Here is a 24,343-nt window from a genome sequence, read left to right as displayed (position 1 = left end):
GCATATCACACGAGGCGCGGCAGGGGTACAAGGTGATTGTCCCACGCCAGCCCATCCGCGCGACCGACAAGCGACATGCCCGCTCCCGCGCCCTCAGGATCAAGCGCGACCAGCGTGCCGAATCCGTCAGAGCCGATCCACCCGCGTCCCATCGGCGCAAGGCCACAGATGTCGGAGCGTTGGAAGGATCGCAGGAACCGCCCCGTGCGATCAAAGGCCTGCACCCGTCCACCTTTGGGCGAAGTGATGGCGATGGCCTGACCGTCGCCCGAAAAGGCAATGGAGCCTGCGTAGTTGTGCATCCGCCCCTCTTCCTGAAGAGGCACTTCGGCCAGCCTCATCCCGCCTGCCCCATGCAGGCCAAGCAGCGGCGGCGCGGCGCTCTCGTCGCCTTCCCATTGCATCGCGAATCCGACCGTATCGTCATCTGCGACCGCGAGGTGGCGGATCGAATTGTGATGCAGGCTTTGATCAAGCGCGACCACCTCTGAGATTGCAAAATCCGCGTCCAGATAGGTCAGGGACGGTTGCATCGTGTCGAGGTTGAGCTTCTCACGCCCTTCGCCCGCATCGGGATGGGTGAAGATGCCCCCGACCGCCACGACCAGCCGCCCATCGGAGAGTTGCTGCACGTCATGGGGGCCGATGCCGCCGACATCGTGCGATCCGATCCGCGCATAGTCCCTACGGCGGTCCCAAAGGCCGATCACACCCTTGCGCTCGGCGAAATTGTTTTCTGTTGTCAGGAGGACATCGCCATCCGCCACGAACACCCCATGCCCCATGAAGTGGTGCCCCTCGGGCGCTTCGAGGCGACTAAGGACCGCGCCCGACACACAATCGAGCACCATGGCAAAGGTGCCTGGGCGGCGGGCAAAGGCCACCGCTTCGGGGCGCAGAGGATGGGCGGCGGCGGCATGGCCACGCGCGGGCAGGTCAATTCGGAAGGTCACGTCACCTTGTTCGGACAGACCGAACAGCCCGTAATTGCCGCCCGCATCCCGCGCCGCGCCAAGCATTGCAGGTCCACCCGCATCCGCCCATGTCAGCCGTGGCACGAGACTTGCGGCCAAGGCTCCGGCAAGAAATCCCCGTCTCGATGCTTTTACCGCCATCGGATCAGTCTCCGTCTCCTGCATTGAATCCCGCCGACACACCGAGCCGCGTGCCGATCTCGTTGGCCGCATTGTGCATCGCCGTGGAGATTGATTGCTGCGCGACTTCCATTTCAAACCGCTGGCCAAGATCATCCGCATCGGAGAAATCAGCATCGTCCAACGCCTCGATCTGCGCGATGGCACGGTCCAGCGCCGCTTTCGTCTCAACCGCCGCTCCATCCGACAAGGCCGCCGTCAGACGCTCCATCGCCGCAAGCGAGCCCGTCAGGTTCGCCGCCGCCCGCTCCGACCGCCGCGCCTCGGCACGGATCGGACGGGGGCGCTCAAAGGTGCCCATGGGACGCCCCAGACGCTGGTCGCGGTCGTGGGTGAGCGTGGCGGTCAGAACGGTATAGAGCGCCTGCGCCGCCTCGCGCGGGGAGAAGAAGAGCGTCGCATTCGGACCACCCGCTTCCGTCAACGCATCCGCATAGCCGCCCGCATCGAACCAGATCGCACGCATCTCCTGCGCCATCCGCATCAGGTCGCGCGCCTGTGCATCGAGCAGGTCACAGGCATAGCTGCCCGCCTCCAGCGGCGCGAACTGCGGATCGAAAAGCAGCATCTCCATGGCAAACAAACCACGTGCAGCGATGGAGACTTCGGCAAAGGCCGCCGCATCCGCAATGACGGGATCTTCATCGGCAATGAGCCCCGCCAAGGTGCGCGGGATCGCGCCCTTCTTGTCGGGCCAGAAGGAAATCGCCGTACCTGTTGTTCCGTGATCAAACCCTGCCAGCGTGAGCGGCTGAACCGCGAGCCATGCGTCAAAGGCATCATGGAAGGCGGCTTGGGTCGCGGGGCCCGCGCACTCCTGCGCCACCGCGCGCTCCAGCGCCTCACTTGCCGTCACAAACCCGTCGAGCGCGGGCGGCAGGTAGTCGGCAACCACACGCGCCACCGCCGCCGACTGCGCCGCTTCCTGCGTGTCTTGCGTCCCCGTTTCCTGCGCCAAAGCCGCCGAGGGCAACCCCATGACGGGGGCCAGACCAAGGGTCACGCAAAACATGAAGTTCGAAAGATAAGACATTGCAATTAAAGCCCTTCCAGATAGTCGATAAGCGCATCCTGATCCGCACCATCCAGCGCGAAGAACGCATCACGCGCCGCAGATGCCTCACCGCCGTGCCATGCAATCGCCTCGCGCAACGTGCGCGCGCGGCCGTCATGCAGATAGGCCGCCTTATCCCCCCGCGCCACTGTCTTGTGCAAGCCCAGAAGCGGTGCCGTGCGCCACTCGCGACCCGATGCCACGCCTTCGCCCACAGGTTCGGCCAAGCCCTCGCCCATGTCGTGCAGCAGCATGTCGGTGAAAGGATTGAGCGTCCCGCCAGCACCCGCCTCCCGCGGCTTGTGACAGGCTGCACAACCTGCATCGGAAAAAACGGGCAACACATCCGACTGCGCATTCCCCGCTTCAGGCGCGAGGCTTTCAAGATAGGCCACAACGAGATCAAGCACCGTCTCGTCCACTTCAAAGACCCGCGCATCCCCGTCACCATGTGGCAAGGCGCGACAAGCGGCCTGCGTCTCGGTGCAATCCCCCGCGCCCGCCTGATGCACGGGCGAGGACAGGCCGAGATCGCGATGAAAGGCCGTGGCGCTTTGATCGCGCAGATCGGGGTGAGCGGCGCGATAACCGAAGCGCCCCACGCGCCCGTCCGCAGCCCTCTGCACCCGTCCCGAAATCCCGTCCCCGTCGGCATCATCGGGATCGGCCCACGCCAGAATGGCTGCCTCTGGCACCGCCTCCATCGCCTGCATCGCGGCAAGCGGCGGGGCAAGACGCACGGAAAACTCCGCGCTCACGGGACCATAGGCGGCATCGCGCAACTCATATGACGGGTCGCGCAGCGTCACACCACCAACTACCCGATCCGCGTATTGCACGGACAGCGCAGCCTCCGCCGCCTGCCCCTGCACCGCGCGGGTCTGGACCTGTGCGCCATAGATGGGGTCAGGGTCGGGAAAGGAAGCGATCAGCGCATCCGAGACACCCGCCGCAGGCCGCACGCCCCGCCCGTTCTCCGCATGGCACCCCGCACAGGCCCGCGCGTTGTAGAGCGGTCCCAGCCCGTCAGAGGCCTTGGTCGAGGATGGCGAGGCCACCCAGAGCTTTTCAAACAGCGCCTCGCCCAGAACCGCGTCGAGCGGATCGGGATCAGCGGTCGAAGGATCAGGCAGCGACACCACGAGCGCCGCAGCAAGAGCCGCAAAACGACTGGCCCGCAGGAGGGTTTCCCCCCCTGCGGGCGCAGGTCTCAACCGTCGCACCACTTGCGACATCACGGGTTACTCGAAAACCGCGTCGGGATTGTCGAGGCTGTCGGAGCCTTCAACCTCAAGAGCGGCCAGATCAAGCACGGTAACCGCACGTTCGATCTCGCGGGTCTGCGCCACCAGCGCATCCACCGCGCCCATGATCAGGGCCTCGCCCCCCTCATTGCCGCGCGCAAGCATCTGGTCGTAGGAGAAACCACCTTCGGCAGCCGCCTTGATCTGCGCGAGTTTGGCAACAGAGGTATCAAAGGCATTCGACAGCGTTGCAGCAAGCGCGGGATCGGAAGCTTCGAGGAGGTCGTTCAAGCTCTCGCCCGACACCACTTCGCCCGACACGCGGGTGTAGCTGCCCGTGTAGACATTGCGCATCCCCAGACCGTCGTAGAAATGCGAGTTGTGGGTGTTGTCGGAGAAGCAATCATGCTCTTCCTCTGGATCGTTGAGCATCACGCCGAGCTTCATGCGCTCGCCTGCAAGCTCACCGTAGGACAGCGAACCGAGGCCGGTCAGCATCGCGGTGATGCCCGCGTCGGGATCGACGGTCACAGCCTCGCGTGCCGCACCACCTTCGGCCCAGTTGGCAACCATTTCTTCAAGATCGCTCACCAGAAGCTCGCTAGCTGCACGCAGGTAGTCGGCGCGACGGTCGCAGTTGTCATTGGTGCAATCGTCACCCGCCAGATAGTCGGTGTAGGAGCGTGTGCCCGCACCGTGGTCGGTGCCATTAAGGTCTTGGCCCCAAAGCAGGAATTCGATGGCGTGGTAGCCCGTGGCGACATTCGCTTCGACGCCGTCCGCCTCGTGCAGCACCTCACCCAGAAGTTCGGGCGTGATGTCGGTGGCGTCCACCGTGCCACCCGAAAGCGGCAATTCGGGGGTGGCGATCACGTTCAGCGCAGCCAGTTCGTTCTCGTCGGTCGGACCGCCATAGGAGGCGTCCACATAGTCGATCAACCCCTCGTCGAGCGGCCATGCGTTCACCTTGCCTTCCCAGTCATCCACAATCGGATTGCCGAAACGGAAGGCTTCGGTTTGCTGGTAGGGCACGCGGGCGCGCAGCCACGCCTCTTTCGCGGCGGCATGGGTGACGGGCGATGGATCGGCGAGGAAGGCTTCAACCGCATCGTGCAGGGCGCGCGCGGTGATCAGGCTGTCTTCATAGGCAGCGTGACCGATATCGGCGTAGGTCTCGACAACTTCGGCGGGACCAGCAAAAGCGGCCCCCGCGGCGAGCGTCGCGGAAAGAGCGGTTGCGGTAGAAAGCGCGGCAAGGCGTGTGCGTTGCGACATTGGTTCTGTCCTCGTGTCTGCCCGCGCGCTGGTGCGTTCAGTGACCGCGCGTCGGGACCATGTATTTGATCGGCGCAGCCTCTTGGACCCTGCGTCGGAGCGATGGCGCAATAACTGACTTTTTCAATCAGGCATGTCAATCCCGATTTTTTCACTCGGATTTAAGGCCGATCAATCAAGCGTCTGCCGATAGCGTTTGAGCGCCACCGCCGTAATCACCACCAAGATCACGCAGATCGCCCCGATGTCAGGCAACACTTCCGCCACCCCCGCGCCCTTGACCATCACCTTGCGCACGAGCCGCAGGAAATGCGTCGCAGGGATCGCCGTGCCGAGCGTCTGCGCCCATGCGGGCATGGCGGCGAAGGGGAACATGAAGCCCGACAGGAGGATCACGGGCAGGATGGTGAAGAAGGAAATCTGCATCGCCTGCATCTGGCTGCGCGCCAGTGTCGAGACCAGAAAACCGAGCGCGAGATTGACGAGGATATAGAGGTTGAACCCGATGAAGAAGGCACTGAAATCCCCCGCGAAAGGCACGTCGAAAAGCGCCCGCGCCGCGATCAGGAACACCGCCGTCTGTACATAGCCCATGAAGACGTAAGGCAGGATCTTGCCCAGCATCACCTCGGAGGCGCGCGCAGGTGTGGCGATCAGGCTCTCCATCGTCCCCCGCTCCGTCTCGCGCACGATGGCAACGGCGGTGATCATCACCATGGTCATCGACAGGATCACCGCCAGAAGGCCTGGCACAATGTTCACCGATGTCTCCCCCTCGGGGTTGAAGGCACGATGGATCACCACTTCAAACGGCGGCGGCACAGGCGCGGCAAAGGACAAAGGCCCCGTCAGGCTCTGCGCCATGGCCGTCTCGACCACGCCGTCAATCGCGCCGATGGCCCCTGCGGCGGCGACAGGATCGGAGGCGTCCACGGTGAGGAGCAATTGCGGCACCCTGCCCCGCATCGCGTCGCGGGCAAAGCCTGCGGGGATCGTCACCACCACCGTTGCCGTGCCGTCCTTAAGCGCCAGAAGGCTCTCATCCGCCGATTGCGAAATGCCAACGAAATCAAAGTAATCGGAAGTCTCCATCCCCGCCAGAAGCGCGCGCGCCACGGGGCTTTCGTCGCGCATCTCCACCAGCGTGGGCAGGTTGTGCGGGTCGGTATCGATGGCATAGCCAAACAGCAAAAGCTGCATCACGGGCACGCCGATCATCATCGCGAAAGTCACGCGGTCGCGCTTCATCTGGATGAATTCCTTGACCAGCACCGCGCGGAACCGCGCCCATGAGAAAAGATCGGACAGGCGGCTCATGATGCCCCCTCCTGCGCGCCGAAGTTATCCGACGCCCCTGCCATGAGATAGATGAAGGCCTCCTCCAGCCCTGCGTCCCGTTCCGTCCAGACATGGGTCTTGCGCCGCCCCTCCTCCTGCGCCAGCGCCACCAGCGCGGCACGGTCCGTGCCCGAGACATGCAGCTTGTCGCCGAAACGGATCACCTGCCCCGCGCGCCCGTCCGCCTTGAGCCGCTCTTCCAAGGGCGTCAACTCCCCGCCTGTGACCACGTAGGTGGACAGGCCAAGGGTCTGCGGGATTTCGGAGGCCACCCCGTCGATCAGCTTTTTGCCATAGGCGATATAGGCGATGTGGTCGCATTGCACCGCCTCGTCCATGTAATGCGTGGACACCAGCACCGTCACCCCGCGCGCCGACAACCGCCGTATCTCGTCCCAGAAATCACGCCGCGCCTTGGGATCAACCCCCGCCGTCGGCTCGTCGAGCAGCAGCAGTTGCGGCGCGTGGATCATGCAGGACGCCAGCGCCAGACGTTGCTTCCACCCGCCCGACAGCGTGCCCGCCAACTGCCCCTCGCGCCCCGACAGACCAAGATCTGCAATCGCCTCGCGCACGCGCTCGCGCCGCTTGGGCATCCCGAACATCCGCGCGGTGAAATCGAGATTCTCACGGATGGTGAGGTCTTCGTAGAGCGAGAACCTCTGGGTCATATAGCCCACCCGTTTCTTGATCTCGCGCGACTGGCGGCGGATGTCGAAGCCAAGGCATTGCCCCTCACCCCCGTCCGCCGTGAGCAGCCCGCACATCATGCGGATCGTTGTGGTCTTGCCCGAACCGTTGGGACCGAGAAACCCGTAGATCGCGCCGCGTTTGACCTCCATGTCGAATCCGTCCACCACGCGGCGCCCGTCAAATTCCTTGGTCAGCCCGCGCACCGAGATGGCGATATCGTCCTGCGCGCCCATGTCACTCACCGACCGCAGTACGCGCGTCCACCGTCACAGGCTGCCCGGGCAAGAGCCCCGCGCTCGCCGCCTCCTCGACCCGCGCCTCGACACGGAACACCAGACGGTCGCGCGCCTCGCGGGTGTAGAGGATCGGCGGGGCATATTGCGGATCGGAAGCCAACCGCGTGATATGAGCCGTGATTCCCTCAAGGCATCCGTCGCAAGAGAGCGCCACCTGCGCCCCCACGGCCAGATCCGCGCGTTCCCCCTCAGGCACGAAGAAAAGCGCGGTCATCGCATCGGGTTGCAGCAGGGAGACCACGGGTGAACCCGCACCCGCAACCTCGCCAGCATCATAAAACACCCGCTCCACACGGCCCGCGACAGGGGCGAAGACCTTGCGATCGGCCAGTGTCTCCCGCGCCAGATCGACCTGCGCACGGGCGGCACTCACAGCGGCCTCGGCGGCCACGCGCTGCGCATCGCGGGCGGGCAACTCCTGCACCGCCAGTTCCGCCTCCAGCCGCGCGACCTGCGCCTTGGCCTCATCAAGGGCGGCGCGCTGGTCATCCACCTGCGCCTGCGCCATCGAGCCACGCTCCAAAAGCGCCTCCGAACGGGTCAGCCGCGTCTGCGCAATCCCTTCGGCCACCCGCGCCTGTTCCAGTGCCGCGCGGGTCACATCGGCCTCCGCCTCCCGCGCGCCCGTGGAGAGGTTTTCCAACTCCGCCTGCGCCCGTGCCAGTTCCGCCTCCGCCGCACGCAGGGCCGCACGCTGCTTGCCATCGTCGAGGGTGAAGAGGAGCGCATCGGCCTGCACATCCTGCCCCTCGACCACCTCCAGCGCCTCGATCCGCCCCGTGGCCGAAGCAGCGGCATAGACGAAATCCGCCTCCACATAGCCGTCATAGACATAGGCGGGCGGCGGATTGATGCCTGGATAGACCGCAGCGATGATCGGAATCAGCCATTCGGGCAAGGTAAGCGCCAACATATCAGCTCTCCTTTCGCGGAGTTGCGCCGCCGACAGGCGGCAAGGCGGGATCAAGCCCCGCGTCGAGAATGTCGAGAAGACCATCGAAAACCGCGGCGAAATCTGTCCCGCCGCTGGCATGAATATCAAACACCTGATCCATGATCGCGTGCAGCGCCAAAGGCCCCATGACAAGGCGCAGCGCGAGATCGGGATCAATCGCGCGGATATGCCCCGCCTCCACCGCCCGCGCGAACATGCCCCGCGCGGCGGGCAGCACATGGTCGATCACCCGCGCACGGTAAATCGCGGCCAGTCGCGGATGCCCGCCCGCCTCCTGCACCACCAGACGCGGCACGGCGATCACCTTGGGATCGGCAAGCTTTGCCGCCACCATGGGCAAAAGGCTGCGCAAAAGCACGCGCGGATCGCCGTTAAAATCATTGAGCCGCGCCGCAACGCTCTGCGCCACACCGCCCACAGCGCGATCCACCAGCGCCTCGATCATCGCATCTTTCGACGGGAAGTAGAGATAGACCGCGCCCTTGGAGACCCCCGCCCGCCGCGCAATGTCCTCCACGCGGGTGCGGTCGAAACCCTTCTCCGTGAACAGAGCCAGCGCCGCGTCGAGCAGCTCGTCGGGACGTGCCTCCTTGCGCCTGCGGAACTTCGGCGCGGCCTCTGTTTGCGGCGGGGGCTGATCTGGGGCGTTCGGTTCGGTCATGTCGCCTCGCATGATGGGAACGGGAATCATTTCCCCTCCACCTTACTAAATGACTGGTCAGTTAGTAAGTGACATGGATCAAACCGCCACCGCACGGCATCTCGCTGCACCAATGAGACAGACAGAAATCAGAGGTTTGGCGGCGTCCCCCGCGCCCCACGAGTCACGCGGTCAGATCATCCGTGCCATCGTCAGTGGACGCATCCGCCCCACCCTCGCGCTCATCCTCAAAGGCCAGACCGATATCGTCACCGAGACTCCCGAGATGCGCCTCGATTGCGGCCACTGCGGCTTGCGGATCACGGGTGCGCAGGGCGTCAAGAACGGCGCTGTGCTGGCTGATAACCCGATCACGGTTGCGCCGCTGGATCGCGCTGAGATAGCGCGTGCGCCACAGCCGCTGCATGATCCACGTATGCAACTCGATGAGGGCCTTGTTGTGGGTGATCCGCGCGATGGTGGCGTGAAACTCCATATCCCGCTCGAACATATCCAGCGGGTCCATCGTGTCGAAATGCTCGGCCATGAAGTCGCGGATCGCGGCCAGTTCGTCGAGTTCCGCATCGCTCGCGGCAGTGCAGGCCAGTTCGGCGGAGAGCTTTTCGAGCGACAAAAGCACCCGAACCTGATCGGCCACGTCACGGTAGCTTGGATTGGCCACAACGGGCGAGCGCGCGGGGCGCAGAATTACCAGCCCCTCCTGCGCGAGAATTCGGATGGCCTCACGCATCGGAGTGCGACTCACGCCGAGTTCGGCGGCATTGTCGCGTTCCTTGATCGTGTCTCCGGGCTTCAACTTGCCACGAAGAATGTCCCGCCGCAGATGACGGGCGAGCTGCGCGGCAAGGGAATCCGCATGAGGATTTTCGTCGAAGCCATTCATAATCAACCACTCTTTAGCCCGAAATGACCTCTTGCGGGAACCCGCATTTTTTCGCCGCTCCGCTAGGTCATCCTCTCGGGCTTTGGTATACCAGAAGTCGAAAAGTGTCGCCACAGCTTCGAACGAGCGCCGCGCCAGAAGAGTATACCCGCAAGGATCAAAGCCACATGACCACCCTCACCGCCCCGACCCAGTTGCCCGACTACACCGACACCGTGCGCCTTGCCGAAGCTGACAACGTGGTCACAGCCAAACGCGCCTTGGCCGCGGGCGAATGTGGTGCGTTGGAAGCCATCCCGCGCGGACACAAGATCGCCACCCGCGACATCGCCAAGGGCGAGGCGGTCATCAAATACGCCCAGACCATTGGCTATGCCGCCTGCGACATCGCAATGGGGGCGCATATCCACACCCACAACCTCGAATTTCGCAACGTGGACGCGCAATACGAGTTCGGCACCAACCTGCGCCCCGTTGCCCCCGCGACCACACAAGACACCTTCATGGGCTACAAACGCCCCACAGGCCGCGTCGGGACGCGCAACTATATCGCCGTCCTGACCTCGGTGAACTGCTCGGCCACCGCCGCGCGGATGATTGCCAGCCACTTCACCCCCGAACGCCTCGCGCCCTACCCCAATGTCGATGGCGTCACCGCCTTCGTCCACGGCACGGGCTGCGCCATGGGCGGTGACGGGACAGGGTTCGAGTTCCTGCAACGCACGCTTTGGGGCTACGCCAAGAACCCGAATGTGGGCGGCGTGCTGATGGCGGGTCTTGGCTGCGAGATGATGCAGATCGACTGGCTGATCGAATCCTACGGCCTCACCCCTGGCCCGTTTTTCCAATCCATGAACATTCAGGACGTGGGCGGCCTGCAAAAGACCGTGGCCCTCGGCATCAAGAAGATCGAAGCCATGCTTCCTGAGGTCAACAAGGCCACCCGCGAGGAAGTGCCCGCCTCTGAGCTCATGGTCGCGCTGCAATGCGGTGGCTCGGACGCGTGGTCGGGGATCACCGCCAACCCCGCCGTGGGCTATGCCTGCGACCTGCTCGTGGCCCAAGGCGGCACGGGCGTGCTGGCCGAAACGCCCGAAATCTACGGCGCAGAACACCTGCTGACCGCGCGCGCCGCCACGCCAGAAATCGGAGAGAAACTCCTCGACCTGATCAAATGGTGGGAGGACTACACCGAACGCGCGGGCGGCTCGATGGACAACAACCCCTCGCCGGGCAACAAGAAGGGCGGGCTGACCACCATCCTTGAGAAGTCACTTGGCGCGGCAGCCAAGGGTGGCACGACACCGCTCAACGGCGTCTACAAATACGCCGAACCCGTCACCGCGAAGGGCTTCACCTTCATGGACAGCCCGGGTTACGACCCCGCATCGGTCACAGGTCAGATCGCCTCGGGCTGCAACCTTGTGTGCTTTACCACGGGGCGCGGATCGGCCTTCGGCGCGAAACCCGTCCCGTCGATGAAAGTCGCCACCAACACCGAGATGTTCACCCGTCTCGAAGAGGACATGGACCTCAACGCAGGCACCATCATCTCCGATGGCAAGAGCGTCGAGGAGGTGGGCCGCGAAATCTACGAGATGTGGTTGCGCATGGCGTCAGGCGAGAAAACGAAGTCCGAAGTGATCGGCCTTGGCGATTACGAATTCGTGCCGTGGCATGTCGGCGCGGTGATGTAATCCGCGCAGCGATGACACCCCATCCATGACACAAAGGGTTCGCGGCGGAGAGGGTCGTCGCCTACCCGCGCCCGATATAGGGCATGGCGCTGGCCATCACCGTCATGAACTGCACATTCGCCCCCAAGGGAAGTGATGCCATGTGCAGCACGCTGTCGGCGACGTGTTTCACATCCATCACAGGCTCCACCTCGATATGCCCGTCCGCCTGCGGCACGCCCTGCGTCATCGCTTGCACCATATCGGTGAGCGCATTGCCGATGTCGATCTGACCACAGGCGATGTTGAAAGGCCGCCCGTCCAGCGAGAGCGAGCGCGTCAGACCCGTGATCGCGTGTTTCGATGCCGTATAGGCCGCCGATCCCCAGCGCGGAACATAGGCCGAGACCGACCCGTTGTTGATGATCCGCCCGCCCTGCGGGTCTTGCTTACGCATGGTCGCAAAGGCCGCCCGTGCGCAGATGAACGACCCCGTGACGTTGATATCGAAAAGCTGGCGCCAGTCGTCTACGTCGATCTCGTCGGGTGTCGCGCCCTTGAGCGACACGCCTGCGTTGTTGAAGAGCGCGTCAATCCGCCCCCAAGTATCAAAGGCGCGAGCGAAGGCCGCGTCGATCTGCCTGTGATCAGTCACATCGGCAGGCAGCGCCAGCGCGTTCTCGTGGCTGTCGGCCATCTCCGCCACGTTGGCCTCTGTGCGCCCCACGATACCCACGCGCCAGCCCTCGGCCAGAAATTGCTCCGCCGTCGCCTTGCCAATCCCGCGCGCGCCGCCCGTGATGATGATCGTCTTGCTCATGAGGGTCTCCTCTTACGTTATCTCGCTGCATATCTACGGGGTGCGCGTGCCCGACAAGTGCCCGACAGATGTCCGACACATATCCGACGGGCCTTTTGCATCCCCGCAGAGTCGTGGTCAGTGGTTGTCGCGCGGCAGGTTCTCGCGGATCTTGTGGTAGCTCGTGGCCAGTTCAAGACACCCGCCATCGGCCAGTTGCCCGACGTGCTTGCGGTAGATTTCCTGCCACGGGGTTTGATGCTCAATCACAGGCGGCTCCCATGCGTCGATGCGGGCCTGCCACTCCTCTTCTGGGACCAGCGCGTTCATCGTCGAGGTGTTGAGATCAAGCCGCACCATGTCGCCCGTTTCGAGATAGGCCAGACCGCCGCCCACAACGCTCTCGGGCGAGGCATTGAGGATCGAGGGGCTCTCGGATGTGCCCGACTGACGCCCGTCACCCACGGTGGGTAAGTGATTGATTCCCTGACGGATTAGCGCATCTGACGGCTGCATGTTCACCACTTCTGCGGAGCCTGGATAGCCAACACACCCGACCCCGCGAATGAAGAGGATCGTGTGCTCGTCGATCTCCAGATCAGGGTTGTTGATCTCCGCGTGGTAGTGTTCGGGGCCTTCAAAAACCACCGCCCGAGCTTCGAAGACATTCTCGTTACCCGGCTCGTTGAGGAAGCGTTCTTGGAAGTCTTTCGAGATCACCGAGGTCTTCATCAGCGCGCTGTCGAAGAGGTTGCCAGAGAGCACCTTGAACCCCGCATTGGGACGCAGCGGCTTGTCGAAAGTGGTGATGACATCAGCGTCCAGAGTGCCCCATGTAGCGAGGTTCTCACCCATGGTTTTCCCCGTCGCGGTCATCGCACCCTGATGGATATGCCCCGCCTTCATCAACTCCCCCATCACCGCAGGCACGCCGCCCGCACGGAAGAAGCTCTCGCCGAGATAAACGCCCGCTGGCTGCATGTTCACCATGAGCGGAATTTCGAAGCCCACGGTCTCCCAATCCTTAACATCAAGCGGCACGCCCGCATGACGTGCAATCGCCTGAAGATGCGGCGGCGCGTTGGTCGATCCACCGATGGCGGCATTGACTTTTATTGCGTTTTTAAAGGCTTCTCGAGTCAGAATGTCGGAGGGCTTGAGATCTTCATAGACCATCTCGACGATCCGCTTGCCCGTCTCATAGGCCATCGCCATACGCTCGCGGAAAGGCGCGGGGATCGCTGAATTCCCCGTCAGAGACATGCCCAGAGCCTCGGCCATCGCGTTCATCGTCGAGGCAGTGCCCATGGTGTTGCAATGCCCCAGTGAGGGCGCAGACGAGCAGACGCGCTCCATGAATTCGTCGTAGTCGATCGCCCCCTCGGCCAGAAGGCGGCGACTCTCCCAGATGATCGTGCCAGAGCCCGCGCGTTCACCTTTCCACCACCCGTCGAGCATCGGCCCGCCGTTGAGCGCAATCGCGGGGATATCCACCGTCGCCGCCCCCATGAGCTGTGCTGGCGTGGTCTTGTCACAGCCCGTCGTCAGCACCACCCCGTCGATGGGGTAGCCGTGCAGAACCTCGACCAGCGAGAGATAGGCAAGGTTACGATCCAGAGCAGCCGTAGGCCGTTTCCCCGTCTCCTGAATGGGATGGACGGGAAATTCCATCGGTATACCCCCGCCCGCGCGGATACCCGCTTTGATCCTGTCCATGAGAAACACGTGGATCTTGTTACAGGGCGAAATGTCCGAGCCCGTGTTGGCGATGCCGATAACAGGCTTGCCGCCCTGCAACTCCTCACGCGTGTATTCTTGGTTCTGATACCGCTCGATATAGAGCGCGGTCATTCCCGGATTGTTGGGATTGTCGAACCATTCCTGACTGCGGAACCGTTTATTGGCACGGGTATCGTGAGACATGCGCTCCTCCCCAGAGGCATAGGGTTTTCAAATATCGCTGGCATGGCATGGGACCGATTCTCGCGGCCCCGCCCTGCGTGACGATGATCGCATGAGGTATACCGAGCGCAAGTGAAATTTGGTATACCAAATCGCCTCACATCCCCTTTGCCCTCGCGCCTGTCCCTTTGCACCCACATCTGCACGCGCCATCCGCATATGATTTCCTGCCATGGACGCATGTAAATTTGCAGGTCGTGGAGCATTGAGATTACTGGCTTTCCCCGCACCGATAAAATGGTATACCATTTTGAAAAATACGCACACGCACCGACAGGAAACCCCGCCCAATGACCTCACTGACCAATCCCGATCCGAACGGCACCTTCGTGGGACGCATCTGGCGCAAAGCCGCTGGACCAAGCCTTGTCACCCTGCGCGGCGACACGGTGGTCGACATTACCTGTGCCGAGGTGCCCACCATGCGCGACCTGTTGGAACGCGATGACGCGGTAGAATGGGTGCGCGGTGCCAAGGGCAAGGCGATCGGCACGCTCGACGAGTTCAACGCCGCCTCCACACCCGACGCGGGTGATGAGGACATGCGCCTGCTTGCGCCCTGCGACCTTCAGGCGGTGAAGGCCTGCGGCGTGACTTTCGCGGAATCCATGGTCGAGCGTGTGATCGAGGAACAGGCGGCGGGCGATGCCGAGCGCGCCGAGGAAATCCGCGCCCGTGTTGCTGCTCGGATCGGGGACAGTCTCAATGGCATCGAACCAGGTTCCGAGCAGGCAATGCAGGTCAAATCCGTGCTGCAAGCGGAGGGGCTTTGGAGCCAATATCTCGAAGTGGGCATCGGCCCCGACGCGGAGGTTTTTACCAAAGGGCAACCTCTCTCGTCCGTGGGTTGTGGCGCGGCGGTCGGGCTGCATCCCGTGTCGAAATGGAACAACCCCGAACCCGAGATCGTCATAGCGGTCAACTCCCGCAGACAGATCAAGGGCGCGACGCTCGGCAATGACGTGAACCTGCGCGATGTCGAGGGGCGCTCGGCGTTGCTTCTGGGCAAGGCAAAGGACAACAACGCCTCTTGCGCCATCGGCCCGTTCCTGCGGCTCTTTGACGACACCTATGGCATGGCGGACGTGGAACGCGCGGAACTGACCCTGAAGGTCACAGGCGAGGACGGTTTCGTGCTCGACGGTCACAGTTCGATGACCAAAATCTCGCGCAAACCCGCCGACCTCGCGGCCCAAACCTGCGGGCCGCACCACCAATATCCCGACGGGTTCTTCCTCTTCCTCGGCACGCTTTTTGCCCCCATTCAGGACCGCGACACCAAGGGGCAAGGCTTCACCCACAAGATCGGGGATGTGGTGACGATCTCCGAGCCGAAACTCGGCACGCTCACCAACACCGTGCGCCTGTCAACCGAATGCCCGCCGTGGACCTTCGGCACCAGCGCACTCATGCGCAACCTTGCCGCGCGCGGTCTGATTTAGAGCACTGCGACAAGATCAGGGAGGACCGGATATGAACATCTGCATCATCGGTCAGATAATCGATACGATGACAGCCGTGGCCGGATAGTCGCCAGCGCGTAGCCGCACCACGAAAAGGCGACTGCGGCGCGTTAGCGCTTCCACCGGTCAAGGCGGGCACGGGCGCCGCGTTGCAACACGATACTGTCCACATCTACGGCGGTGAAGAGGCTGCCAGCGGCAACGGCCTTTTCGAGCATCTCGTCATTGGTGGCGATGAACCCCGCAGGCAGACCCGCCGCACGGGTGCGCGACAGCCCGTCCTCGACCGCGGCCACCACGTCAGGATGCATCATATCCCCCACATGCCCCATCGACGCGCCCAAATCCGCAGGCCCGATGAACACGCCGTCGATCCCGTCCACGGCGGCAATCGCCTCCAGATCATCAAGCGCCTGTTTGGTCTCTACTTGCACCATCAGGCAGATCTCGTCGCGTGCCTTCTGGAAATAGCCGTCCACTGCACCGAAAGCATTGGCCCGCGTCATGCCGCTCATGCCACGCACACCTTTGGGCGGATAGGCCACGGCGGCGGCGGCCTTCTCGGCCTCTTCGACGCTCTGAACGTAGGGAACAAGAATGCTCTGCGCGCCCACATCCAGAACGCGTTTGATCTCGGCGGTGTCGTTTTCAGTCACGCGCACCACGGGTGAGGTCGGCATTCCTTGCATCGCCTGAAGGCACGTCAGCACATTGTCGAGGTCGCGCGGAGCGTGTTCGCAGTCGATCAAGAGCCAGTCATACCCTAGCCCTGCCAACATCTGCACCACATAAGGGTCGCGGATGATGTTCCACAGGCCGACTTGCTGCTCCCCCGCCAAAAGCGCGGATTTGAAAGTATTTTTCGGAATTTCCATCGTTCGGTTTCCTTAGTTCACGGGGGTCAGAAGCGCGTCACCCTTGAGGAAGGCCGCGACATTGGCCCGCTGCAAATCCGCCATGGCGCGGCGTGTGGCGTGGGTGGCCGACCCTTGGTGCGGCTGAAGGCAAACGTTGTCGAGCGCGAAGAAACGCGGGTCGACATCGGGCTCACCTACGAAAACGTCGAGCCCCGCCCCCGCGATCTTTCCCGCCTCCAGCGCATCGAGAAGCGCGCCTTCGTCCACGGTGGTGCCGCGCGAGATATTGATCACCACACCGTTTTCGCCTAGCGCGGCAATGGCCTCCGCAGAGACATATTTCTCCGTTTCCGCCCCGCCCACGAGCGCCACCACCAGCCAGTCCACTGCCCGCGCCAGATCGACCACATCGGCGTGGTAGGTCCAGCCTGGTGTCTCTTTATCGGAGCGCGAGTGATAGTGGATTTCCATCTTGAACGCGGCCAGACGGTTGGCGATCTCGCGCCCGATCCGGCCCAGACCAACGATGCCCACCGTGCCGCCCGTCATCTTGCGATTGAGCGGCATGGACCCCTCTTTCGCCCATTTTCCGCTGCGCACCCAATGGTCGCCTTTGACCAGTTCCCGCGCCTGCGCCAGCATCATGCCCACAGCCGTATCGGCCACGTCATCGTTGAGCACGTCAGGGGTGTTTGTCACCTTGATCCCGCGGGCACTTGCCGCATCAACGTCGATGGAATCGTAGCCGACACCGAAATTCGCTATCAGGCCGAGATTGGGAAAGTGATCCATCGTGTCGCCCGTAAGAGGATTGTGCCCTTTGACGGCCAGAACGGTCACCGCCGCAAGCGCCTGTTGTGACATCTCCTCCAGTTCCGAAAGCGATTTCAGATAGTGACAGTCCGCAATCTGCGCGAGACCCGCGCATTCTGCATCGGTCACATTTGCTCCCATCACGACGATCTTTGCCTCACCCATGATCTCTCCTCCCTCTATCTGTTTGCCCTGCGCTTGTTCACAAAAGCTTTGCGATGCGTGAAATGGCCTCTTCGATATTTTCCAGCGAATTGGCGTAGGAGAAGCGCAGATAGCCCTCGCCCCACGCGCCAAAGGACGTGCCTGCCACCGTGGCCACGCCTGCCTCGTCAAGGAAACGGTTCTGCGCCTCCATCGACGTCAGCCCCGTGCCTTCGATATTGGGGAAGGCATAAAAAGCCCCACCCGCATCGGCGCAGCGCACGCCCGGCAGGTCGTTGAGCAGACCTACGATGGCCTCGCGCCGCTTGTCGAACTGCGCCACCATATCGCGCACCGCATCCTGTGGCCCCGTAAGCGCGGCCAGCCCCGCATATTGCGTCGCCGCATTCACACAGGAATGATCGTTGATGCAAAGGCGTGTCACATGGTCCACCGCCGCCTCGGGCCAGACCGCGTAGCCCAACCGCCAACCCGTCATCGCGTAGGTTTTCGACCAACCGTCGAGCATGATCAGGCGGTCGCGGATTTCGGGATATTGCAAGAGCGAGACATGCTCGCGCCCGCCGTAGAGCATCTGGCTATAAATCTCGTCGGACATCAGCGCCACATGAGGATGATCGAGCAACCCCTTAACCAGCTTGTCGATTTCCTCCTTCGGCGTCACGCCGCCTGTAGGGTTGGCGGGCGAGTTGATGATGATAAGCCGCGTGCGCTCGGTGATCTTCGACAGAACATCCTCGGCGGAAAAGGCAAAACCGTTTTTCTCCTCAAGCGCATAGGGCACCGCCGTTGCCCCCGAATACTTGATAACGCTCTCGTAGATTGGAAAACCAGGATTGGGATACATGATCTCCGCTCCCGCCTCGCCGAACATCATCACCGCGAAGAACATCGTCGGCTTGCCGCCGGGCACGACAACCACGTGATCGGGGTTCACCTCGACACCATGGCGACGGTTGAGATCGGCGGCAACGGCCTCGCGCAGCGCGGGGATGCCATTGGCGGGTGTGTAACCGTGATGCCCGTCACGCAGCGCCTTGATCCCCGCCTCGACAATATGGTCGGGCGTGGAGAAGTCTGGCTGGCCGATACCGAGGTTGATAATATCGCGACCTTCGGCGGCCAGTTGCCCCGCGCGCGCCAACACGACAAAGGCGCTTTCGGTGCCCAACCGTGACAGGCTTTGCGCGAATTTCAGGGTGGTTGTCGTGTCTGCCATCTTGCCTCTCCCGCACGCCAATATCAGCGTCACGCCCGCTCCGTCTCACAGGCGGCGGGCCGAATTCTCGCATTATCTGGTATACCAGAGGCAGCACGGAGGGAAGCAGGGAATGCCCACCTCCGCACGAACAGGGGTTTTGCGCCGCTGCGGGAGTGGCCCATGCAGACAGGGCCTTTGGGCCCCACATTATTCGTCGAGAAGATACTCGTAGCGCGCGTCGGTCAGTGTTTTCATAAAGGCCACAAGCGCATCGATCTCGCGGTCGCTCAGCGCGTCCCCCTCGGTCAACTCCTCATTGGCGAGGGTGTGCTCATACGGGATCGCGCCCCATGGCTCACCCGTCTCGGGATTGATCTGCGCGGCGTCGGCATTGGTGTTGTAGCGGTTGTAGAACAGCACCACAGTGCGCAAGTCCTCGAAAACACCGTTGTGCATATAAGGCCCCGTCACCGCGACATTGCGCAGGGTCGGCACCTTGAACCTGCCCTGGTTTTCGTCGCCCTGCGCCAGAGGGTTCTCGGCCAGCCCCGCATCAGCGGGCGCGCCCTCCGTGCCGTTCATCGCGCGCAAATCGGGATTCACGGGCACGCCGATGTTGAAATACTCGTAGTTGGTGAAGGTCTCACGCGGCGCACCAGGGCGGGTGTTGATCTGGTGACACAGGTGACAGTTGGTGAACTGCGGCGAGAAAAACAGCGCCTCGCCCAACTGCTCCTCGCGCGACAACTCCGCCTCCCCCGCCAGATAGCGGTCGTATTTGCTGTCGAAGGGCGCGAAAACCTCAGTGCGCTCGTAGGCGGCGAGCGCCTGTGTCATCGCCTCATAGGCCCTATCCGCCGCATCGAAAACATCCGCGCCGAAGAGTTCGTGGAAGGCGGTGACATAGGCGGGGTTCTCTTCAAGGCGTGCAACAACCGTCGCCTCATCCGCCATCGCCATTTCAACGGGATTGACTGGCGGGCCGCCTGCCTGCTCCTCAAGCGTGATTGCGCGCCCGTCGAGAAATTGCCCCCCAACCCATTGACCGTCCGCATTGCGGTGGAAGTCGGGAGAGAGCGCGGCGTAGCTCGCGGTTGGCGCATTGCGCGTCCCGATAGCTTCGAAATCATGGCTGGGCGACGCCATGCCGCGCGGATCGGCAAAGCCGCTTTCGGGATCATGACAGGTGGCGCAAGACTGGCTGCGGCTTTGCGACAGGTTCACGTCGTGAAAAAGTGCCTCGCCAAGGGTTTCTAGCGGAGTGAAACTGTCTTGCGCCCCCGCGCTCCCAACCACGCCCACGGACACGCAAACTGCGCCCAGAGCCACACCAAACGTCCGCGATGCCCAACCTGTATTCGCCATAGAAATCCGCTCCTTCTCAGGCCATTCACTTGGGGGCCTGCGCCATGAACATAGCGACCTGCGCGTTTCACCCGTGGCTATAGGACACGGCCCGACAAATGGCAAAGTAAAATAGTCAGGTTTGCCTGCGACCAATTGCGCCGCCTTTCGATCACCACACGCCACTCCCCCCTCCCCACACGGAGATTTCCGCCGCCCTATGCGCTGAAAATTCAGGCAACAAGCGTCCTGTCTGACAGCAAATTTTATCGCGCGGTGAAAATTTCGATTGACGGGGAAAGATTTCACCTCTCCTATGATGTGCACAACACCGCGTAACAACTCTCCGAGGAGGGCGGTTATCGCAGCAAAATCGGTCATCGGCGTGGTGTTTCTTCATATTTGTATACAACGGCCCAGCGAGTGGCCGAAAGGAGTGTGCCCTGTGGACAGTTTCCGCGCCCCCTTTAGCGCTCTTGAGTACAATCGGCGCGTCGACCTGACCCGCGCTGCAATGGACAAGCAGGGCCTTGATGTCCTGATCGTCACCGATCCCTCCAACATCGCATGGCTCACGGGCTATGACGGGTGGTCTTTCTACACCCATCAGGCCGTAATCCTCAGCCACGAGGGCGCGCCGCTGTGGTGGGGCCGTGCGATGGATGCCAACGGAGCGATGCGCACGGTCTGGATGAAACCCGAGGACATCGTGGGCTACCCCGACTTCTTCGTGCAATCGACCGAGTATCACCCGATGGAACACCTCGCGGGAGAACTGGCCGAGCGCGGGATCGATACGGGCCGCGTCGGCGTCGAGATGGAGAACTACTATTATTCGGCCAAGGCGCACGCGGTTTTCTGCGGCCAGCTTACAAAGGCTGAAGTGGTCGACGCCACAGCATTGGTGAACTGGCAAAGGCTGGTGAAATCCAATGAGGAACTGGAATTCATGCGCCGCGCCGCGACCATAACGGACGCCGCTGTGACCCGCGCGCTGGACCTTGCCGAACCGGGCTTGGCGAAAAACGCGCTGGTGGCCGAGATCTACGATGCGCTGATCCGTGGCGCGGGCGACAATTGGGGCGACTACCCCGCCATCGTGCCTATGCTTCCCTCGGGGCCTGATGCCACCGCGCCGCATCTGACGTGGAACGGCACCGAGCTCAAACACGGTGAAGGCACGTTCTTCGAACTGTCGGGCTGTTTCCGCCGCTACCACGCACCGCTGTGCCGTACGGTGTTTTTCGGCACCCCACCCGAGGAGATCGCCACTGCCAACGAGGTGCTGCTCGAAGGAATGGACAAGGCTCTGGAACAGGCACGCGCGGGCAATCGCGCGGCGGATGTGGCGATTGCTCTGGCCGAAACGCTGGAAGCGGCGGGATACAATCGCGGGGCGCGTTGCGGCTATCCCATCGGCTTGAGCTACCCGCCCGACTGGGGCGAACGCACGGTATCGCTGCGCACCACCGACGAGACCATCCTGAAGCCGGGCATGTGTTTCCACTTCATGCCTGGGCTTTGGATGGACGGCTGGGGGTTGGAGACCACCGAGAGCATCGTGATCACCGAGGATGGCGGTCCCGAACTGCTGTGTTCCGTGCCACGCCAACTCTTCGTGAAGGATTAAGGGAAAGATCGAGACCATGACCAAACTCATCGACACCGTGGAACTCCTGCGCGAGTTGATCGCCTTCCCCACCGTCTCCTCCGAGAGCAACCTCGCGCTGCTTGATAACCTTGGCGGCTGGCTGGAACATGCCGGTGCAGAGGTGGAGATTTTCCACGACGAAAGCGGCACGAAGGGAAATCTCTTCGCCACAATCGGACCCAAGACCGACGGCGGTATTGTCCTGTCAGGGCACACTGATGTGGTGCCCGCGCAGGGCGAGGAATGGACCAATGATCCCTTCGAGATGGTTGAACGCGACGGGCTGCTCTACGGACGCGGCACCTGTGACATGAAGGGATTTATCGCGGCCACGGTCGCCATGGCCCCGCTGCTTGCCAACGCGGTGCGCGACCGTCCGCTCCACTTCGCTTTCACCCATGACGAGGAAGTGGGATGCGTCGGCGCGGCCAACCTTGCCGATGTCCTCTCCTCACGCGGCCTCAAGCCTGCGGTCGCGATTATCGGCGAACCGACGATGATGCGGGTAATCGAGGGGCACAAGGGCTGCTGCGAATACACAACACGGTTCGAGGGGCTGGCAGGTCATGGTTCAACGCCAGACAACGGGGTGAACGCGGTTGAGTTTGCCGTGCGCTACGTCTCGCGCCTGATGGAATTGCGCCGCCCCCTCATGGCCCGCGCGCCCACGAACAGCCGCTTCGTCCCCCCCTACACAACGATCAACACGGGGCGTCTTAGCGGGGGCGTGGCCCATAACGTGATCGCCGACCACGCGGAAGTGCAATGGGAAATGCGGCCAGTGCAGAACAGCGACGGGGCCTTCGTGCGCGAGGAAATGCGCCGCTACGTCCACGAACACCTCCTGCCCGAAATGCACGCGACCTGCCCAGACGCGCGGATCGTCACGGAGGTAATCGGCGAGGTCGACGGGTTCGAGCCCACCAGCGAGAACGAAGCGCGCGACATCCTGATGGAGTTGACGGGGGACGATGATCCCGAACTGGTCTCTTTCGGCACGGAAGCGGGCATCTACCAGAACCTCGGAATGGATGTCGTGGTCTGTGGCCCAGGCTCCATTGAACAAGCGCACAAACCCGACGAATTCATCGCCACCTCCCAGTTACAGCACTGCCTGACCATGCTAGAAGGCCTGTGCCCGAAACTGGCAGGAAACGGGACAGCATGAGCAAGGATCGTACGACATACAGCGAAATGGCAAAGGGCAGCACGGGCGACACACCGTCCGCGCGCGACCGTCATGACGCGATGCATCATGTGATCCGCGAACGCATTTGCCTGCTCGATTACCCCCCCACGATGCGGCTTTCAGAGACCGAACTGGCCGAGGAATTCGGCACCTCCCGCACGCCGCTTAGGCGCGTTCTGGCGCGGTTGGAGGATGAGGGGTTGGTACGCTCGTTGCATGGAGTCGGCACCATTGTTACCGATCTGGATCGGGGGGAGTTGACGCAGGTCTACCACCTTCGGCTGGAGTTGATCTCGCTATCAGGGCGGCTCGATCCCCTACCCCCGACGCCCGCCTTTCTGGACAGGCTCGACACGCTGATCGCCCGCGCAAGGGAAGTGCAATCCGCCCATGACCCGCGCGCCTTCACCCGTCTGGATATCGACACCTTCGAGCATCTCAACGGGCTTATCGGAAACCTGCCCCTGCGCAGGATCAACGCGCAACTCTACTACCAGACCAAGCGTATTTGGCTCGCCGCCGCTATTGCCGCCAAACTCGACCTCGACATGGAGTTTGCGCTTTTTCACCGTGAATTGGTCGATGTGCGCGCCGCCCTCTCCGTGGGCGACCTACAGGCCGCCGCGGATTTGCAACGTGCACATATCTCCATGAGTTTCCAGCGGCTCCAGCCGCATCTCGCGTAAAGGTCAACCCGCAGACGGCAGTCCGACAGCGGCGCGGCCCTCAGGCGTCTTGAGCGAGAAATCCGTGCCGAGATAGCCGTCCGCCCCTTCGGTCGCCAGCCACGCCAGTCCCTTGGCCACCCATTCGGGCGGAATGTGCTGCGACCAGTCGATCTGGCTCACAGGATTGATGCCCGATGCGCGGATTTCCTTTTGCATCTGGGTTGCCACCGTTCCCGGCGAGAGGCCGCACACGCGGATACCGTGTTCGCGGTATTCGGCGTCGGCCACCTTGGTCAATGACAGCACCGCCGCCTTCGACGCGCAATAGTGGCTCCATCCCTCAAGCGCACCCGTAGCCGCCCCCGAAGAGATGTTGATAATCGTGCCTGCACCCTGTTTCACCATAACGGGGATCGCGTAGCGCAGCCCGTGGTAGACGCCCTTGACGTTAACATCGATCACCTTGCCCCACGCCTCGATATCGCTCTCGCCGATGCGGGCAATCGGGTCGATGAGCCCCGCGTTGTTGATCAGAATGTCGAGCCGTCCCGTGCGCGAGACCGCCGCATCCACCATCGCCTGAACCGCCTGCGCATCGGCCACGTCGCAAGGGATGGCCATGGCCTCGCCACCTTCCGCCTTGATCTCCTGCGCGATCTCCTCGATCCGCCCGCCCGAACGCGCTGCAAGAACGACCGTGCCGCCGTGGCTCGCAAAATGGCGTGCCGCCGCCTCGCCGATGCCACGGCTCGCGCCCGTGATGACAATGGTTTTGCCTGTCAATTCCATGAAGTGTCTCCGATTTCGATGTGCGACCCGTGTCACGATCCTACCGAATTCCCGCACTGCCGTCACCATTTCGGGCGATGAACCCGTGCGGAATGCCGCGAAGGATCGGCGGGCCTCCAGTGCGGGACATCCCGCCAGATGCCCTATGTAGGACGCAATCGCTGCCACCGCCACCACAGTCACGGCGAAGGGCAGGATTTCGCACGCACCCAT

21 protein-coding genes are annotated in these 24,343 nt (G+C 62.8%); 5 read left to right on the top strand and 16 right to left on the bottom strand.

The window, feature by feature from the left end:
- Positions 1-5: 5 nt before the first annotated feature.
- The 9 genes from ACN0SC_RS07215 to ACN0SC_RS07175 form a co-directional block, all read right to left on the bottom strand.
- Complete coding sequence (locus tag ACN0SC_RS07215; RefSeq protein WP_417248993.1) at positions 6-1,115, bottom strand: DUF1513 domain-containing protein; 1,110 nt, start codon at positions 1,113-1,115, stop codon at positions 6-8.
- Positions 1,116-1,119: 4 nt separating this feature from the next.
- Positions 1,120-2,187, bottom strand: coding sequence for an imelysin family protein (locus ACN0SC_RS07210; RefSeq protein ID WP_417248992.1), 1,068 nt, complete (start codon positions 2,185-2,187; stop codon positions 1,120-1,122).
- 5 nt (positions 2,188-2,192) lie between these two features.
- Complete coding sequence (locus ACN0SC_RS07205) at positions 2,193-3,443, bottom strand: di-heme oxidoredictase family protein (RefSeq protein ID WP_417249236.1); 1,251 nt, start codon at positions 3,441-3,443, stop codon at positions 2,193-2,195.
- Positions 3,444-3,449: 6 nt separating this feature from the next.
- Positions 3,450-4,727: an imelysin family protein gene (locus ACN0SC_RS07200; RefSeq protein ID WP_417248991.1), complete on the bottom strand. Its 1,278-nt coding sequence runs from the start codon at positions 4,725-4,727 to the stop codon at positions 3,450-3,452.
- A gap of 171 nt (positions 4,728-4,898) precedes the next feature.
- Complete coding sequence (locus tag ACN0SC_RS07195; protein ID WP_417248990.1) at positions 4,899-6,044, bottom strand: ABC transporter permease; 1,146 nt, start codon at positions 6,042-6,044, stop codon at positions 4,899-4,901.
- Positions 6,041-6,991: an ABC transporter ATP-binding protein gene (locus tag ACN0SC_RS07190; protein WP_417248989.1), complete on the bottom strand. Its 951-nt coding sequence runs from the start codon at positions 6,989-6,991 to the stop codon at positions 6,041-6,043. Before ACN0SC_RS07190 ends, ACN0SC_RS07195 begins: the two co-directional genes overlap by 4 nt.
- Before the next feature lies 1 nt (position 6,992).
- Entirely contained in the window at positions 6,993-7,967 is a 975-nt protein-coding gene (locus tag ACN0SC_RS07185) for an HlyD family secretion protein (RefSeq protein ID WP_417248988.1), read from the bottom strand.
- A 1-nt stretch (position 7,968) separates the two neighbouring features.
- Entirely contained in the window at positions 7,969-8,670 is a 702-nt protein-coding gene (locus tag ACN0SC_RS07180; protein ID WP_417248987.1) for a TetR/AcrR family transcriptional regulator, read from the bottom strand.
- Positions 8,671-8,833: 163 nt separating this feature from the next.
- A complete protein-coding gene (locus tag ACN0SC_RS07175) occupies positions 8,834-9,553 on the bottom strand; it encodes a GntR family transcriptional regulator (RefSeq protein WP_417248986.1) in 720 nt (239 codons plus the stop codon).
- A 167-nt stretch (positions 9,554-9,720) separates the two neighbouring features.
- On the opposite strand from ACN0SC_RS07175, the gene ACN0SC_RS07170 reads away from it, so the two are divergent.
- Positions 9,721-11,250 (top strand): UxaA family hydrolase, encoded by a 1,530-nt coding sequence (locus ACN0SC_RS07170; protein ID WP_417248985.1) that lies wholly within the window; start codon positions 9,721-9,723, stop codon positions 11,248-11,250.
- A 61-nt stretch (positions 11,251-11,311) separates the two neighbouring features.
- Here the strand turns inward: ACN0SC_RS07170 and ACN0SC_RS07165 are convergent, their stop codons facing one another.
- Positions 11,312-12,049, bottom strand: coding sequence for an SDR family oxidoreductase (locus ACN0SC_RS07165; RefSeq protein ID WP_417248984.1), 738 nt, complete (start codon positions 12,047-12,049; stop codon positions 11,312-11,314).
- Between the two features lie 117 nt (positions 12,050-12,166).
- Positions 12,167-13,951: an IlvD/Edd family dehydratase gene (locus tag ACN0SC_RS07160; protein WP_417248983.1), complete on the bottom strand. Its 1,785-nt coding sequence runs from the start codon at positions 13,949-13,951 to the stop codon at positions 12,167-12,169.
- 329 nt (positions 13,952-14,280) lie between these two features.
- Between ACN0SC_RS07160 and ACN0SC_RS07155 the strand changes: the two genes are divergently transcribed.
- Complete coding sequence (locus ACN0SC_RS07155; protein ID WP_417248982.1) at positions 14,281-15,432, top strand: fumarylacetoacetate hydrolase family protein; 1,152 nt, start codon at positions 14,281-14,283, stop codon at positions 15,430-15,432.
- 131 nt (positions 15,433-15,563) lie between these two features.
- On the opposite strand, the gene ACN0SC_RS07150 is transcribed toward ACN0SC_RS07155, so the two are convergent.
- From ACN0SC_RS07150 to ACN0SC_RS07135, 4 genes are all read right to left on the bottom strand, one after another.
- Positions 15,564-16,328 (bottom strand): HpcH/HpaI aldolase family protein, encoded by a 765-nt coding sequence (locus ACN0SC_RS07150; RefSeq protein ID WP_417248981.1) that lies wholly within the window; start codon positions 16,326-16,328, stop codon positions 15,564-15,566.
- Positions 16,329-16,340: 12 nt separating this feature from the next.
- Positions 16,341-17,288 carry a 2-hydroxyacid dehydrogenase gene (locus ACN0SC_RS07145; protein ID WP_417248980.1) on the bottom strand — a complete coding sequence of 316 codons (948 nt, stop codon included), beginning with the start codon at positions 17,286-17,288 and terminating at the stop codon, positions 16,341-16,343.
- 37 nt (positions 17,289-17,325) lie between these two features.
- Complete coding sequence (locus ACN0SC_RS07140; protein WP_417248979.1) at positions 17,326-18,507, bottom strand: pyridoxal phosphate-dependent aminotransferase; 1,182 nt, start codon at positions 18,505-18,507, stop codon at positions 17,326-17,328.
- A gap of 189 nt (positions 18,508-18,696) precedes the next feature.
- Positions 18,697-19,854 (bottom strand): cytochrome-c peroxidase, encoded by a 1,158-nt coding sequence (locus ACN0SC_RS07135; protein WP_417248978.1) that lies wholly within the window; start codon positions 19,852-19,854, stop codon positions 18,697-18,699.
- 424 nt (positions 19,855-20,278) lie between these two features.
- Between ACN0SC_RS07135 and ACN0SC_RS07130 the strand changes: the two genes are divergently transcribed.
- From ACN0SC_RS07130 to ACN0SC_RS07120, 3 genes are read left to right on the top strand one after another with little or no spacing between them, the layout of a single operon-like run.
- Positions 20,279-21,463 carry a M24 family metallopeptidase gene (locus ACN0SC_RS07130; RefSeq protein WP_417248977.1) on the top strand — a complete coding sequence of 395 codons (1,185 nt, stop codon included), beginning with the start codon at positions 20,279-20,281 and terminating at the stop codon, positions 21,461-21,463.
- 16 nt (positions 21,464-21,479) lie between these two features.
- Positions 21,480-22,652, top strand: a complete 1,173-nt coding sequence (gene argE / locus ACN0SC_RS07125) for an acetylornithine deacetylase (RefSeq protein WP_417248976.1) — start codon at positions 21,480-21,482, stop codon at positions 22,650-22,652.
- A complete protein-coding gene (locus ACN0SC_RS07120; RefSeq protein ID WP_417248975.1) occupies positions 22,649-23,359 on the top strand; it encodes a GntR family transcriptional regulator in 711 nt (236 codons plus the stop codon). Before argE ends, ACN0SC_RS07120 begins: the two co-directional genes overlap by 4 nt.
- Positions 23,360-23,362: 3 nt before the next feature.
- On the opposite strand, the gene ACN0SC_RS07115 is transcribed toward ACN0SC_RS07120, so the two are convergent.
- Positions 23,363-24,343, bottom strand: a complete 981-nt coding sequence (locus tag ACN0SC_RS07115) for an SDR family oxidoreductase (protein WP_417248974.1) — start codon at positions 24,341-24,343, stop codon at positions 23,363-23,365.

The sequence above is a fragment of the Celeribacter sp. genome (assembly GCF_048261515.1).
Taxonomy (GTDB): domain Bacteria; phylum Pseudomonadota; class Alphaproteobacteria; order Rhodobacterales; family Rhodobacteraceae; genus Celeribacter.
Note: the sequence above shows the minus strand (reverse complement) of the source record. Positions and strands in the feature narration are given on the sequence as shown.

Bases quoted from the DNA above. Each gene is read 5' to 3' on its own strand.
- ACN0SC_RS07150 (WP_417248981.1), bottom strand. From the start codon at position 16,328: ATGGAAATTCCGAAAAATACTTTCAAATCCGCGCTTTTGGCGGGGGAG.
- ACN0SC_RS07155 (WP_417248982.1), top strand. From the start codon at position 14,281: ATGACCTCACTGACCAATCCCGATCCGAACGGCACCTTCGTGGGACGC.
- ACN0SC_RS07175 (WP_417248986.1), bottom strand. From the start codon at position 9,553: ATGAATGGCTTCGACGAAAATCCTCATGCGGATTCCCTTGCCGCGCAG.
- ACN0SC_RS07205 (WP_417249236.1), bottom strand. From the start codon at position 3,443: ATGTCGCAAGTGGTGCGACGGTTGAGACCTGCGCCCGCAGGGGGGGAA.
- ACN0SC_RS07170 (WP_417248985.1), top strand. From the start codon at position 9,721: ATGACCACCCTCACCGCCCCGACCCAGTTGCCCGACTACACCGACACC.
- argE (WP_417248976.1), top strand. From the start codon at position 21,480: ATGACCAAACTCATCGACACCGTGGAACTCCTGCGCGAGTTGATCGCC.
- ACN0SC_RS07115 (WP_417248974.1), bottom strand. From the start codon at position 24,343: ATGGGTGCGTGCGAAATCCTGCCCTTCGCCGTGACTGTGGTGGCGGTG.
- ACN0SC_RS07145 (WP_417248980.1), bottom strand. From the start codon at position 17,288: ATGGGTGAGGCAAAGATCGTCGTGATGGGAGCAAATGTGACCGATGCA.
- ACN0SC_RS07180 (WP_417248987.1), bottom strand. From the start codon at position 8,670: ATGACCGAACCGAACGCCCCAGATCAGCCCCCGCCGCAAACAGAGGCC.
- ACN0SC_RS07215 (WP_417248993.1), bottom strand. From the start codon at position 1,115: ATGGCGGTAAAAGCATCGAGACGGGGATTTCTTGCCGGAGCCTTGGCC.
- ACN0SC_RS07120 (WP_417248975.1), top strand. From the start codon at position 22,649: ATGAGCAAGGATCGTACGACATACAGCGAAATGGCAAAGGGCAGCACG.
- ACN0SC_RS07160 (WP_417248983.1), bottom strand. From the start codon at position 13,951: ATGTCTCACGATACCCGTGCCAATAAACGGTTCCGCAGTCAGGAATGG.
- ACN0SC_RS07140 (WP_417248979.1), bottom strand. From the start codon at position 18,507: ATGGCAGACACGACAACCACCCTGAAATTCGCGCAAAGCCTGTCACGG.
- ACN0SC_RS07135 (WP_417248978.1), bottom strand. From the start codon at position 19,854: ATGGCGAATACAGGTTGGGCATCGCGGACGTTTGGTGTGGCTCTGGGC.
- ACN0SC_RS07210 (WP_417248992.1), bottom strand. From the start codon at position 2,187: ATGTCTTATCTTTCGAACTTCATGTTTTGCGTGACCCTTGGTCTGGCC.
- ACN0SC_RS07190 (WP_417248989.1), bottom strand. From the start codon at position 6,991: ATGGGCGCGCAGGACGATATCGCCATCTCGGTGCGCGGGCTGACCAAG.
- ACN0SC_RS07165 (WP_417248984.1), bottom strand. From the start codon at position 12,049: ATGAGCAAGACGATCATCATCACGGGCGGCGCGCGCGGGATTGGCAAG.
- ACN0SC_RS07195 (WP_417248990.1), bottom strand. From the start codon at position 6,044: ATGAGCCGCCTGTCCGATCTTTTCTCATGGGCGCGGTTCCGCGCGGTG.
- ACN0SC_RS07185 (WP_417248988.1), bottom strand. From the start codon at position 7,967: ATGTTGGCGCTTACCTTGCCCGAATGGCTGATTCCGATCATCGCTGCG.
- ACN0SC_RS07200 (WP_417248991.1), bottom strand. From the start codon at position 4,727: ATGTCGCAACGCACACGCCTTGCCGCGCTTTCTACCGCAACCGCTCTT.